13 protein-coding genes are annotated in these 13,305 nt (G+C 61.8%); 5 read left to right on the forward strand and 8 right to left on the reverse strand.

Features of this window, described 5'->3' with window-relative positions; all coding sequences use genetic code 11:
- Nucleotides 1–5: 5 nt before the first annotated feature.
- Together HMPREF2932_RS01450 and HMPREF2932_RS01455 are read right to left on the reverse strand one after the other, a co-directional pair.
- Nucleotides 6–260, reverse strand: a complete 255-nt coding sequence (locus HMPREF2932_RS01450; RefSeq protein ID WP_049156060.1) for a hypothetical protein — start codon at nt 258–260, stop codon at nt 6–8.
- A complete protein-coding gene (locus tag HMPREF2932_RS01455; protein WP_071409442.1) occupies nt 257–1,927 on the reverse strand; it encodes a nitrite/sulfite reductase in 1,671 nt (556 codons plus the stop codon). The genes HMPREF2932_RS01450 and HMPREF2932_RS01455 overlap by 4 nt, the downstream gene beginning before the upstream one ends.
- Before the next feature lie 229 nt (nt 1,928–2,156).
- On the opposite strand from HMPREF2932_RS01455, the gene HMPREF2932_RS01460 reads away from it, so the two are divergent.
- Nucleotides 2,157–3,509 carry an FAD-dependent oxidoreductase gene (locus HMPREF2932_RS01460; protein ID WP_071409443.1) on the forward strand — a complete coding sequence of 451 codons (1,353 nt, stop codon included), beginning with the start codon at nt 2,157–2,159 and terminating at the stop codon, nt 3,507–3,509.
- Between the two features lie 130 nt (nt 3,510–3,639).
- Here HMPREF2932_RS01460 and HMPREF2932_RS01465 read toward each other — a convergent pair whose 3' ends face one another.
- Complete coding sequence (locus tag HMPREF2932_RS01465) at nt 3,640–5,007, reverse strand: phosphomannomutase/phosphoglucomutase (RefSeq protein WP_070545219.1); 1,368 nt, start codon at nt 5,005–5,007, stop codon at nt 3,640–3,642.
- Between the two features lie 48 nt (nt 5,008–5,055).
- Entirely contained in the window at nt 5,056–5,499 is a 444-nt protein-coding gene (locus HMPREF2932_RS01470) for a DUF3499 domain-containing protein (RefSeq protein WP_080975101.1), read from the reverse strand.
- Between the two features lie 93 nt (nt 5,500–5,592).
- On the opposite strand from HMPREF2932_RS01470, the gene HMPREF2932_RS01475 reads away from it, so the two are divergent.
- Nucleotides 5,593–6,063, forward strand: a complete 471-nt coding sequence (locus HMPREF2932_RS01475) for a metallopeptidase family protein (protein ID WP_070512251.1) — start codon at nt 5,593–5,595, stop codon at nt 6,061–6,063.
- Between the two features lie 96 nt (nt 6,064–6,159).
- Here the strand turns inward: HMPREF2932_RS01475 and HMPREF2932_RS01480 are convergent, their stop codons facing one another.
- The 3 genes from HMPREF2932_RS01480 to HMPREF2932_RS01490 form a co-directional block, all read right to left on the reverse strand.
- Complete coding sequence (locus tag HMPREF2932_RS01480; protein ID WP_005528147.1) at nt 6,160–6,408, reverse strand: WhiB family transcriptional regulator; 249 nt, start codon at nt 6,406–6,408, stop codon at nt 6,160–6,162.
- A gap of 501 nt (nt 6,409–6,909) precedes the next feature.
- Nucleotides 6,910–8,004, reverse strand: a complete 1,095-nt coding sequence (locus HMPREF2932_RS01485; protein ID WP_049156050.1) for a mannose-1-phosphate guanylyltransferase — start codon at nt 8,002–8,004, stop codon at nt 6,910–6,912.
- Nucleotides 8,005–8,059: 55 nt separating this feature from the next.
- Nucleotides 8,060–8,971 carry a glycosyltransferase family 2 protein gene (locus HMPREF2932_RS01490; RefSeq protein WP_305764060.1) on the reverse strand — a complete coding sequence of 304 codons (912 nt, stop codon included), beginning with the start codon at nt 8,969–8,971 and terminating at the stop codon, nt 8,060–8,062.
- 53 nt (nt 8,972–9,024) lie between these two features.
- On the opposite strand from HMPREF2932_RS01490, the gene HMPREF2932_RS01495 reads away from it, so the two are divergent.
- From HMPREF2932_RS01495 to HMPREF2932_RS01505, 3 genes are read left to right on the forward strand one after another with little or no spacing between them, the layout of a single operon-like run.
- Entirely contained in the window at nt 9,025–10,677 is a 1,653-nt protein-coding gene (locus HMPREF2932_RS01495) for an LCP family protein (protein ID WP_246818604.1), read from the forward strand.
- Between the two features lie 45 nt (nt 10,678–10,722).
- Complete coding sequence (locus HMPREF2932_RS01500; RefSeq protein ID WP_071409444.1) at nt 10,723–11,433, forward strand: TIGR03089 family protein; 711 nt, start codon at nt 10,723–10,725, stop codon at nt 11,431–11,433.
- A gap of 24 nt (nt 11,434–11,457) precedes the next feature.
- A complete protein-coding gene (locus tag HMPREF2932_RS01505; protein ID WP_070821585.1) occupies nt 11,458–12,180 on the forward strand; it encodes a sulfite exporter TauE/SafE family protein in 723 nt (240 codons plus the stop codon).
- A gap of 101 nt (nt 12,181–12,281) precedes the next feature.
- Here the strand turns inward: HMPREF2932_RS01505 and HMPREF2932_RS01510 are convergent, their stop codons facing one another.
- Nucleotides 12,282–13,232, reverse strand: coding sequence for an endonuclease domain-containing protein (locus HMPREF2932_RS01510; RefSeq protein ID WP_071409449.1), 951 nt, complete (start codon nt 13,230–13,232; stop codon nt 12,282–12,284).
- Between the last annotated feature and the right edge of the window lie 73 nt (nt 13,233–13,305).

Genomic DNA, 13,305 nt, shown 5'->3' on the forward strand with positions numbered 1-13,305 from the left:
TTTCCTTAAGTGTGAGCTTTCGCGGTGGAGTGGCCGCGGCGAGCGAGAGAGCGCTGCAGCGCCTCCGCGGAGGAGACCGCCGGCGCGGGCGCTACGGGGGCATCGTCTTGGCCGTGGAAGCGTACGGAAAAGATGCGGAGGCATTCTTCGCACTTCCAGGCAAAATCATCTTCCTCATCGGGAAATAGGTTTGTTCCGGCACAGTAGGGACAAAAGGCTGGGTGGTTGCGGTTGGGGTTGGGCTGGCGGCGGAAATTCACTGCAGGTCCTCCTCGTCCGCGCGCAGGACCCAGTGGCGGAACTGTTCGCCGTCTTCGCGCTGCTCCTTATATTTATTGACCAAGCGGATGACGTAGTCGGGCACTTCATCGGCCACCACCTTGTGTCCGCGCAGCTTGCGGCCCCAGTCCGGGGATAGGCCGAGGGCGCCGCCTAGGTGGACCTGGAAGCCTTCGACGCGGTTGCCGTCAGCATCAGTGACAATCTGTCCCTTGAGGCCAATATCCGATACCTGCGAGCGTGCGCAGGCATTAGGGCAGCCGTTGAGGGCGATGGACAGCGGCACGTCGAGGTCACCGAGGGTATCTTCCAGGACGTCGACGAGCTCGATGGCGCGGGCCTTGGTGGTCACGTGGGCGAGCTTACAAAACTCCAGGCCGGTGCAGGAGATGACGCCGCGGCGGAACTCCGAGGGCTGGGAGTACAGGCCCGTCTCATCCAAGGCGCGGGACAAGGCGGGGATGTCCTCTTCCTCGACGTCGAGGAAGAGAAGCTCCTTCATCGGGGTTGTGCGGATGCGGTTGATTCCGAATTTCTCGGCCACGTCGGCGATGGCGATGAGCTGCTCACCGGTGGCATGCCCCACGGTGGGCTTGACGCCCACGTAGAACTTGCCGTCCCGCTGGCGGTGCACGCCGAGGTGGTCGCGGTCGCCAGGGGCGATGGGGAGCGGGAGGCCGTCGAAAAGCGGCGCGTCCAGATACTCCTCTTCTAGGACCCTGCGGAACTTCTCAATGCCCCACTGCGCCACGAGGAACTTCAGGCGCGCGCGGTTGCGGTTGCGGCGGAAGCCATAATCGCGGAAGATGCGCGCGACACCGGCCCACACCACCGGGACACGCTCAAGCGGAATCCATGCCCCGAGGGATTGCGAGAGCATCGGGTTGGTGGACAGGCCTCCGCCCACGAAGCAGTCGAAGCCCGGCCCGTACTCAGGGTGCTCGGTGCCAACAAAAGCGATGTCCTGGATTTCGTGCGTCACGTCCTGCCGGGAGTTGCCAGAAATAGCGGTCTTAAACTTGCGTGGGAGGTTGTGGAACTCCTCGCGCGGGAGGTAGTCATTCTTGATCTCCTCGATGGCCGGGGTGGCGTCGATAATTTCGTCAGCAGCCACTCCCGCTACCGGTGAGCCCAGGATGACACGGGGGACGTCGCCGCAGCCCAGCAAGGTATCCAAACCAACAGAGCGCAGTTTCTCCCAAATGGCGGGGACATCCTCAATCTGGATCCAGTGCAGCTGGATGTTCTGGCGGTCCGTAAAGTCCGCGGTGGAGCGCGCATAGTCGCGCGAAATCTCTCCTACGGCGCGCAACTTGGCGGGATCGGCGCGGCCGCCGTCGAAGCGCACGCGCATCATGAAGTATTCATCCTGCAGCTCGGTGTTGCTGAGCTTGGAGGTCATCTCCCCGCCCAGGTTCTGGTTGCGCTGGGTGTACAGGCCCAACCACTTGAAACGGGGAGCGAGATCCTCGGCGGGGATGGAAGAAAACCCCTGCTTGGAATAGATATCGATAACGCGCTGGCGCACGGCCAGGGCATCGTCGGCCTGCTTGATCTCCTCGTCGGAGTTCAGCGGGGCGGTGCCATCGATCTTCCACTGGCCTTCCGGCTTCTTCGCGCGGGGTGGTCGCTTCGTCGCGGTGGTCATGTTTGCTGCCTTTCGTCGGATAGTGAAAACCTACCGGTCTAGCTAAACCAGACAAAGCGGTCTTTTTTATTTTCTTCCGAATATGCAAAGCACGCTGGGTTTATGCCACAATGTTCTCCGAATGTAATTAGGCCTAGTTGCCCTACAGCAGACAAGCCGGTTCAATGAAACCCACGCTTGTTTTAAACCTAAGCTTTCGTTAGTTACCACAACATTCCGAAAGGCCATCATGACCCAGCAGCCCCTGAAAGTAGCCGTCATCGGCGCCGGCCCAGCCGGCATCTACGCCTCCGACATCCTGGTGAAGAAGACCGGCGGCAACGTTCAGATCGATCTCATCGAGCAGATGCCCGCCCCCTTCGGGCTCATCCGCTACGGCGTGGCTCCGGACCACCCGCGCATTAAGGGAATCATCAACTCCTTGCACCGCGTGCTCGACACCGAGCAGATTCGCCTTCTTTCTAACATCAACGTGGGCCGCGATGTCACCGTGTCCGAGCTCGAGGAGTACTACGACGCCATCGTCTTCGCCACCGGCGCAGTCGGCGACTTGGGTATGAACATCCCGGGCTCCGATCTAGAGGGCATTCATGGTGCCGGCGAATTCGTCGGCTTCTACGACGGCAACCCGCGCTTTGAGCGCTCCTGGGATCTCTCCGCCACTGACGTCGCGGTGATCGGCGTGGGCAACGTCGGCCTCGACGTGGCCCGCATCCTGGCCAAGACCGGCGATGAACTCAAGGAATCCACCGAGATTCCCGACAACGTCTACGAGTCCCTGGCCAAGAACCAGGCCACCACCGTCCGCGTCTTTGGCCGCCGCGGCCCGGCTCAGGCCAAGTTCACCCCGCTGGAGCTCAAGGAGCTCGACCACTCCCCGACCATCAACGTGGTGGTGGACCCGGAGGATATCGACTACGACGAAGCCTCCCTCAAGGCCCGCGAAGAGGCCAAGTCTTGCGACCTGGTGTGCCAGACTCTGGAAGGCTACGCCATCCGCGAGCCGAAGGACGCCCCGCACACCCTGCAGATCCACCTCTTCGAGCAGCCGGTGGAGTTCATCGGCGAAAACGGCAAGGTGACTGCCGTGAAGACCGAGCGCACTGCACTCAACGGCGATGGTTCCGTCTCCGGCACCGGCAAGTTCACCGAGTGGCCGGCTCAGGCCGTCTACCTGGCTGTGGGCTACCGCTCCGATGCCATTGAGGGTGTCCCCTTCAACGAGCAGAAGAACGTCATCAACAACGACGGCGGCCACGTGATTGACCTCGACGGTGAGGTCGTGCCGGGCCTGTACACCACCGGCTGGATCAAGCGCGGCCCGGTGGGGCTCATCGGCAACACCAAGTCCGATGCCACGGAGACCATCGGCATGCTGCTTGCCGACGCCGAAGCAGGCAACCTCTCCCACTCCCGTGACGAGGACATCGTCGAGCTCTTCGAGTCCAAGGGGCTGGAGCACCTGACCTGGGAGGGCTGGAAGAAGCTCGACGCCGCCGAGCGCGCCCTGGGTGAGGCCGAGGGCCGCGAGCGCAAGAAGTTCGTCGAGTGGGAAGAGATGGTCAACCACTCGCGCGGCTAAGCCGGCTCGACCCAAATTAAAACTGCCCTATCTGACGAAGTTATCGCTCCCGCCGCAATGAACGCGGGGAAAATCGTCAGATAGGGCAGTTTTTCTTCAAGGAATTAGTGTGAAGGCACGTTCCTTCACACTAGGCGCGGATGATGGCGAGCACCTCGTCGACGATGGCCTGCACCTCGTCAGCGGTCTTGGCCTCAACGTTGAGGCGCAGCAGCGGCTCGGTGTTGGAGGCGCGGACGTTGAACCAGGCGTCAGTGCCCTTCAGCTGTACGGTCACGCCATCGAGCTCGTCGACGGACTCAATCTTGTCCGCCAGCTCATCCAGCACGCGCTGGGTCGTAGCCTTCTGATCCTCCACGGTGGAGTTAATCTCACCCGAGGCCTCGTAGCGTGAGTACTGCGCCATGAGCTCGCTCAGTGGCTTGTCCTGCTCACCCAGAGCAGCCAGTACGTGCATGGCCGCGAGCATGCCGGAGTCCGCATTCCAGAACTCCTGGAAGTAGTAGTGCGCGGAGTGCTCGCCACCAAAGACCGCCTTCTCCTTGGCCATCTGGGCCTTGATGAAGGAATGGCCCACGCGGGTACGCACGGCCTTGCCGCCCTTCTCCGCGATGAGCTCCGGAACGGTCTTGGACGTAATCAGGTTATGGATGACGGTGGCGCCGGGGAACTTGTCCAGGTAGCGCTCCGCCACCAGCGCACAGATGGCGGACGGCGGCACCGGCTGGCCCTTCTCGTCCACCACGAAGCAGCGATCGGCATCGCCGTCGAAAGCCAGGCCAATATCCGCCTTCTGCTCAACGGTGAACTTTTGCAGATCCACTAGGTTCTTCGGATCCAGTGGGTTGGCCTCGTGGTTGGGGAAGGTGCCGTCCAGCTCAAAGTAGAGGTCACGCACGTCGAAAGGCAGGCCTTCAAAGACCGCCGGGACGGTGTGGCCGCCCATGCCGTTCGCGGCATCCACCGCGACGACGAGCGGGCGAGAATTCTCCAGCGGCACCAAGCCGCGCAGGAAGTCGGCATAATCACCGAGCACCTCGCGCTCAGTCACGGTGCCTGGCTCGCCGTCGAAGGCCGGGGTGCCGTCGATCAGCATGTCCTTAATCTGCTCCAGGCCGGTCTCCTGGCCCACCGGAACAGCACCCGCGCGGCACAGCTTGATGCCGTTGTACTTCGCCGGGTTGTGGGAGGCGGTGAACATAGCGCCCGCACAATTCAGGTGGCCAGCAGCAAAATACAGCTCATCGGTCGACGTCAGGCCGAGCTGGATGACATTGAGGCCCTGCGCGGCAGCGCCCTCCGCAAAAGCGGCGGCCAGCTGCGGGGAGGACGGTCGCATATCGTGGCCTACCGCCACGGTGGTCTCCCCTTCTTCACGGAGGATGGCGGCGAAGGCCGCGCCGGTATCGCGCACGAGGGCGTCATCGATATCCTCGCCCACGACGCCACGGACGTCATAGGCCTTGATCACTGCATTGAGCTGTTCACGAGTTCGCATAGCCCACAAGCATACCCCGGTCGGACGCGGTGATCCGCGTCCGACGGGCTACTCGGCGTCCGGCACCACCGTCAGGTGTGCGCGGCGGCGCTGGCGGGCGTCGTGGACGCGGCGTGTACGGAACACAGGGTGATTCGAGTTCCGCGGATCGGCGCCGTCGAAGGTAGCGGAGTAGTCAATGGGATCGGCACCGGAGCCGGCTGTGGAATCATCCACCAAGCCAGTGGTCACTCGCCCGGCCTCCCGGACGGCTTCGGCGAGCGCTGTGAGGTCATCATCCTCATCAAGCTCGATGCGATCAACACGCACCATCTCCCAACCTTGCGGGGCGGTGATGCGGGCGCTGTGCTTTTCGCACAGGTCCCAAGCGTGGGGATCGGTTTCTTCGGAGAGCGGACCCACGACGGCGGTTTGCTGCGCGTAGGCATAGGTCAACGTCGCCACGGCGGGACGGCCGCAGCCGGGGCGGGAGCAATGGCGAGAGCTAGTCACGCGCCCAAGTCTAAACCCTAACTTGAGATTTAGATAGTCCAACGCGGCGCGCCTCGCCACAACCCTCCTTCAGCCCGGCCTAAACTAAGCCGCATGAGCACGCCCCGCCCGCATATCCGCCCGGCCCGCCACCGCCACGGCCGCGGTGCACGAGGGCCGCTGCTGCCACACAACACGCCGCGCTATCGCAGCAGCGCCGAGCGCTTCGATATGGCGGTGCTCGAGGCCTACGCCCCCATCCATAACGCTTTTGCTGAACAGCTCACCGGACTCGACCTTGCCGTTGATACCGTGCCCCGGATGCGCCTGTCGGTAGACATGACGGTCATGCCGGATGAGATCATCGCCGACGGCCCCGTTCCACTAGGGCGCATCGTGCCTGCGGGCGTGGATTCCGCCGGTCAGCCTACGCGCGCCCGCCTGGTCATTTTCCGCATGCCCATTGAGGAGCGCGTGCAGTCGGCACAGGAGCGCGAGGAACTGCTATCGACCGTGCTTACCGCACTAGTGGCCAATTACCTGAACGTCGATCCCGGAGACATCGATCCGCGCTTTACCTGGTAAACCACTCCTGAAAACCCATCGCTCCCCCTCACCGCTGGGACTGAGGGCCCAAACGATAGGGGGAGCGATGACGCTGCACTACTAGATCCGCTGCGCTTAACCGATCTCACGCTTTAATCGGCGGCGCTCACGGTCTGACAAGCCGCCCCAAATTCCAAAGCGCTCATCGTGCTCCAAAGCATATTCGAGGCATTCATCCCGCACTGCACAGGCCTGGCAAATGCGCTTAGCCTCGCGCGTCGATCCTCCCTTTTCTGGGAAGAAAGCTTCCGGGTCCGTCTGGGCGCACAGCGCCTGGTCTTGCCACTCCTGCTCGACGGCACCAAAGAGTTCATCGAGCGACATCTCTGCAGCAGCACCGCCACGGAGAATAGCGCTGTTATTCGTTGTATTGTCCACGCCGCTTCCTTTCTCCGAGGTCGTTTCTCTCTTGATTCAGTGGCACCGACCCTACACCGAAACAATTTCTCGGTGCCGCGCCCGCCGTGCCGTTGATTACACTGATGTCATTTCACACCGGATCACTAAATATCGTCAACCTGTCGCGGAAGATTTTTGTTGGGCTCCAGCGAAAACGCTGTACAGCATCCCCAACTTTCACATCAGTCACAGATCTCCTAGTTAAGGGGTGATCATCGGGGGTACTACATGTAGTGGCCACCCCCGACCCTGTGAACAATTCCAAGGTTTCTTCGGCGTGTCGCCACCCAGTCGGGCAAAACACATGGATCTCATTCGCACCATAAAAACCATGCGTCACGGCATGAAAAGAGGCGCCGGGAAGATAACTTCCCAGCGCCAAGACCTGTGCCTATCCCCAGGCTTTGCCCCAGCTAGCTGAGGTGTTTAGGCATCCGAGCTAAAACGCACGCCGGCGTCCGGAATGCTCACACCTGGGAAGACGCGCATGCCGCCCTGCAGCTCGCAACGCGCGCCGATGGTGGCACCTTCGCCGATGACGCAGTTGTCGATGTGCGCGTTGGCACCAATGTGCGCGCCCGAGGCAATGATGGAGTTGTTAATGATGGCGCCCGGCTCGATAGTGACGCCATCGAAGACCACTGTGCCGTCCAAGCGGCAGCCCGCCCCAATCACGGAACCGCGGCCCACGGCCGTGCCGGACAGCAGCAGTACGCCACCGGCGATACCCGCAGACTCATCCACGACAGACTCACCCGTGCGCCCCACCAACAGCGGCGAATGCGCGATACCGCGCACCAAGTCGGAGGAGCCGCGGACGAAATCATCCGGGCGGCCCATATCGCGCCAGTAGGAGTTATCCACGTGGCCTACCACCAGGCGGCCGGACTCCAGCAGCTGCGGGAAGGTCTCGCGCTCCACGGAGACCACGCGGCCAGCCGGAATCGTCTCGATGACATCCTTCTTGAACACGTAGCAACCGGCGTTGATCTGGTTCGTCGGCGGATCCTCGGTCTTTTCCAAGAAGGCCGTTACTCGGCCCTCGGAATCGGTAGGAACGCAGCCAAAGGCACGGGGATCAGCGACGTTGAGCAGGTGCATCGTCACGTCGGCGTCCTTGGAATGATGCGTATCAAGGATGCCGTTGAGATCCATGCCGGACAAAACGTCGCCGTTGAACACCATGACCGTGTCCTGGCGCAGCTTGTCATAGACGTTGCGGATACCGCCGCCGGTACCCAGCGCGGTCTCCTCCACCACGTACTCAATTTCCAGGCCCAGATCGGAGCCATCCCCGAAGTACTCCTCAAAGACCTCCGCCTTATAAGAAGTGGAGAGCACCACGTGCTCAATCCCGGCTTCCTTGATACGGGCGAGCAGGTGCTGGAGGAATGGGTAGTTGGCCGTGGGCAACATCGGCTTCGGCGTGCCAATCGTCAGCGGGCGCAGGCGGGTGCCGCGACCTCCCACCAGAATGACGGCATCGGCCGTCGATCCCCACTGGGGCGCTGATTCAGTCATATCGTTCCTTAATCTCTTTCAGATAAGTCACCGTTAGTGTATAGGCGCGCCTGACTCAGGAGCCGTCGCGGCACGCGCTTAAAATCAGCCCTCGCGCCCGCAGCCCCATCCACAAGGCTGCGCGCAGTGGCGCCTGGTACCAGTGCGGGTGCCTATCCGCTTGGAAGCGGTAAGCCGAATCGTGGTGGGCGCGCAGCATCGCGCCACGATGCGCTTTCGTCGAGTGGCCCTTGGCGTGGGTAATCACCGCCGTGGGGCAGAAGATATTGCGCCAGCCGGCGCGGACAAAGCGGTCACCTAAGTCCACGTCCTCCAAATACATGAAGTAACGCTCATCAAAGCCACCAATCTGCTCAAAGGCCGCCCACCGCACCAGAAGGCAGGAACCGGAGAGCCAACCGGCTGGGCGCTCGCTATCCATATCGGCATCATCGCGGTAGGCGCGCGACCACGGATTGGATGGCCAAATAGTTCCGAACAGCGCGTGGCCGATCCCTGTGAGCAGCGTAGGCACGGCGCGAGCAGAGGGATAGTTGCTGCCATCCGGCTCCACGATGCGTGGCCCCACCGCCGCGGCGTCCGGGTGGCGGCGCGCGCACGCGATCAGCTCATCCAGGGAGCCTTCGCTAAACGTCACGTCCGGGTTGGCAATGAGGAAGAACTCGTCATCAACGCCGTGCGCACGGGCGAATCGCGCGCCGGCATTCATTCCCGCGCCGTAGCCGATGTTTCCTCCAGTATCGAGGAATTCCACGTCCTCATGCTCCCGCGCGGCGGCTTCCGGCACCCCATCGGTTGAGCCATTATCGGCGAGAACGGTGAGAGTAGGAAGGGACGTCGCCAAGCGCAGCGACTCCAGGAAGTCGCTGAGGTAGCGGCCAGGCGAAAAGGTCACCGTGACCACGGCCAGGGGTTTCTGTATATTCTTCACGATGTTCTTGAGAGTACCCAACGCCGGCGTGCGCACGCGCCCGCGACACTGCTTCACGGTTTTGCAGCGTGCTCACTTAAACTAGTCCCGTGACTCCCCCGAATTCCCCGCGCGCCGCCCGCCACATTCAGGCCGCGCCCTCGCAGTCCGCGCCCACCGCCCAACGAGGATCGACGCCACTCAAGGCCGTCGTCGCCTTCCTGTCCGCAGTGGTCCTCGTGCTCTCCGGCGTGGGTTACTTCACCGTGGGCAAGCTGGGAAATGACATCTCCTCCGCCTCCAATCTGGCACTCGGCAATCAGGGCGGTTTTAAGGACAACGGCCTCGATGGCGCGGTCGATATCTTGCTCGTGGGCAAGGACTCGCGCACCGATGCCAAGGGGAATCCGCTTTCCGAGCAGGAGCTGGCGGACCTGCATGCCGGTGTGGATGAGGGCGAGGAAAACACCGACACCATCATGGTGATCCGCATCCCCAATGATGGCTCGCGCGCCACGGCAGTATCCATTCCGCGCGATACCTATGTCCACGACGAGGACTTCGGAAACACGAAAATAAACGCCGTCTTTGCGCTGCACAAAGCAGACAAGATGGAGGAGTTGCAGCAGGAAAACGCGGAGGCTGAAGCCGCAGGAAACACCCCTCCCCACACCGAGAAAGAGATGGAGAAGGAGAGCACGGAGGCTGGCCGCGCTGGTCTCATTTCGATGGTGCACAAGCTCACTGATGTCAACGTCGACCACTACGCTGAGGTGGGTCTCTTGGGCTTCGTGCTGCTTACCGACGCCGTCGGGGGCGTCGACGTCTGCCTCAACGACGCCGTCGATGATCCGATGTCGGGCGCTAAATTCCCGGCTGGGCGCCAAACCTTGCAGGGCTCCGAGGGCCTGTCCTTCGTGCGCCAGCGCTATGAGCTACCGCGCGGTGACCTTGACCGCATCGTGCGCCAGCAGGCCTACATGGCATCGCTGACGTCGAAGGTTCTGGATTCGGGAACCCTGACCTCTCCGGGCAAGCTCAACAAGATTGCTGATGCCGTGGAGCGCTCCGTAGTCATCGACGATGGTTGGGACATCATGGGTTTTGTCACCCAGCTGGCCGGGCTGGCCGGCGGCAACGTGACCTTTACGACGATCCCGGTGACCTCAATTACCGGCGTGGGCGACTATGGCGAATCGGTGGTGACCATCGATACCGCAGAGGTCCACCGCTTCATGGAGGATCTGGCCAAGTCTCAGGAGAAGGCCGAGGAGGACGAAAAGTCCGAGGACGCCGCCACCGACAAGGCCGCCGAGGAAGGCGAGAAGCCCGTGGCTGAGAACCTCAACCTGCACGTCCTCAACGCCGGCAACGTCGACGGAATGGCCGGCGGAATCGGCGCGTGGTTGAAGAACGTGGGCTATACCGTGGAACGTACGGCCAACGCGCAGTCGGGTCTATACACCGAATCGCAGATTGTTGCCGCAGATGCCAACGACGAGCGCGCCCACGCCTTGGCTGAGCAGCTCGGCGGCCTGCCAGTCACGGCTAACGAAGAGCTCGAGCCGGACACCTTCATCGTGGTGGCTACGGATGACTACTCCGGCCCGAAGGATGACTCCGCGCAGGAAGAAGAGGCTGCTGCGGAGCCCGACCAAGGCGGCGATACTCAGCAGGTTGGTACCCCAGGCGATGACTTCGGTACCGCGGAGGTTTCGCCTGAGATCGACGCGGGCGGCGATGGCCCGCGCTGCGTGAACTAAAGACACCGTGGCGGGCTTGGCGCCCGCCACCTACGATGGGCGGACATGGAACTCCTACAGCATCTCCTGTCCGCCGATGCCTCCGCTCCCCGCCTCAGTGTGTACAACGAAACTGACGGCACCCGCATGGACTTCTCGGCGCAAACGCTGGAGAACTGGACCTCCAAGATTGCCAACATGTTGCTGGAAGAGCTCGACCTCGAACCACAATCGGATTCCCGCATCCTCATCGACCTTCCCGTGTCCTGGCAGGCCGCAGTGATTGCACTCGGGGCACTAGCCGCCGGAATCCCCTTTGACATTACGGATGGCGCGGCTGCTGCAGAGCCACACGCCGATGATGTCGCCGTGGTTTTCACCTCTCCGGAGGCCTACCTCAAGGCTGCGGCGGACGCGGGCTCCGGCTCTGCATCGGCCCCACTGGTCGACACGGTTCTGGTCACGCAGGATCCTTTTGGCCGCGGCGTTGTCGAAAGCGGCGGCGAACTGCCACTGGGTACCATCGACTTCGGCCCCACGGTACGCTTCTACGGCGATCACTTCTACGGCACCACTACCCCGCTACCGGAGCTTTTCCCCACGGACTTGGGCGCTGAGCGCGTGCTTTCGCAGGGCTGGACGGACAGCGCTTCCTTCCAGCGGGCCGTCCTCGAACCACTGGCTGCGGGCGGCTCCGCCGTCATTGTGGCGGGCCTGTGCTCGGCCGACCGCTTGGAGGACATCGCAGACAACGAGAAGGTCACCGTCCGCTCCTAAACGCCGTCATGAGATAGTAGAGCAATGTTCAGCTGGCTGTATATCTTCATCGGCGTGCTCATCCTCGTGGGCACAATCTGCCAGGGAACCATCGGATTTGGGCTGGGCACCATCGCCACCCCCATCTTGGCGCTCATTAAGCCGGAGCTGGTTCCCACGCTCATCCTCCTGCTGGCATTCGTCATCTCAACGACCACGATGCTCAAAGCACGCTCAGCGGTGTCCTGGGACATCGTGGCCATTTCTTCCATCGCGCGCATCCCCGGCTCGCTCGCGGGTGCGTGGGCGATTGCTTCCCTCTCCCACCGCGGGCTCTCCCTTTTCATCGGCTGCGCCGTCATCTTTGCCATGACCTTGTCCAGCCTCGGCTGGTCTCCCAAGCGCACCACCGCCAACATTGCTGTCGCGGGCGCTGCTTCCGGGTTTCTGGGCACGTCGACGTCCATCGGCGGCCCGCCCATGGCGTTGGTACTCAAGGGCTACGACCCCGCCCGCATTCGCGGCACGCTGTCGGGCACCTTCATCATCGGCTGCACCATCTCGCTGGCAATCTTGGGTTTGAGCGGGCAAATCACTAGCCTACAGCTCACCGCCGCCGCGGCCTACCTGCCGGTAGCCATCGTGGGCCTCATCGCCGCTGGCTACCTTAACCGTTTCATCAACGCCAAGGTACTCAACCGCATCGTTCTTATCGTGGCCATCAGCGCGGCCTTAGCGCTCATTGTTGAGGGGCTGGTTGCTGCCTAGCGCCCGCGACCCGCTTTCGGGTTCAACTGCCGGGCTCACGCTTCACACTGCCCGTCCTGCCAAAGTTCTCGCCTCCGGTTCAAGATCTGGCAATAACTTCGTCACCTAGGGCAGTTGGGGGGCTCCGGAAAGTCGGGCGGTTCTGGATAGTCTGGCGGTTCCGGCGGCACAGGCGGCAAATACCCCAAGTGCTCGCTGTACTCCCATGGTTTTGGTTTAGGAGGCAGCACGCCCTCATGCCAGAAACCAATGAATTTGAAGTAGCGCTTCTCAAAGTCCGGATTCCTGGCATTGGCTATCTGGTCGATGACATAGTCCAGATGATGAGCCACGCAATGACCTGTGTAGCGCAGCGTTAACCACCCAATCAGTGCGCCCTCGTTGTTCTTCCAATGGTCCCGCAACCATGACGCTTGCTGGGAATGGAATTTCATCCCGTTGATTTCTACCGCGACCTTGAGCTCTGGGAGCACGATGTCCCAAGTGTAGTGGCCGATAACAACGTTGCACTCGACCTTAAGCCCGCGCCTTTTCAAGCCTCTTGCCACCTTGACCTCCGCACCAGAATCTGTGAACAACGCAGCTTGCTCCAGCATGCGCTGACTGGCAACGGGGACAACTTTGAGCGCTTCGCGGTGACTATCCAAGCGAGCACGTCCTGCCTTCGAGGAATAGATGGACTCAAACACGCGAATCCCCAGTTCAGGACTAACTGACTTCATAGCGACAAGAGGATTAAGGATCCGGATCCCAGACGAGGTAACAAAACTTTCGACGCTCACCCGCGAGTGCACATAGAAAGTTGATGCCGGCATTCTCTCCACGCTGGCTAGCCTCAGCGGAAAAGTGACAGGCTCGCCAAGGAGCACCTGGGCAGCCGTTGTTCCTGTCGTCTTAAGGAATGGCCGGTGCTCCTGTAACAGCTTCAATAGTTCTAATGTCTCGGGTTTGCCCCAGACATAGAGCCCCTTGGCCAGTCGCGTTACCTCTCCTCGGCGCACGCGAGTTGCAAGCGCACCTTTAGATAGGCCGCACACAATGCCGTGTTTCATATCATTTCCCCCCGGAAAGTTTGGCCTCCCCGCTAACATTGTTATGTCCATGGACTTTTTGGACACGGAGTCC

This window comes from Corynebacterium sp. HMSC074H12, assembly GCF_001813755.1.
In the GTDB taxonomy this organism is placed as follows: domain Bacteria; phylum Actinomycetota; class Actinomycetes; order Mycobacteriales; family Mycobacteriaceae; genus Corynebacterium; species Corynebacterium hiratae.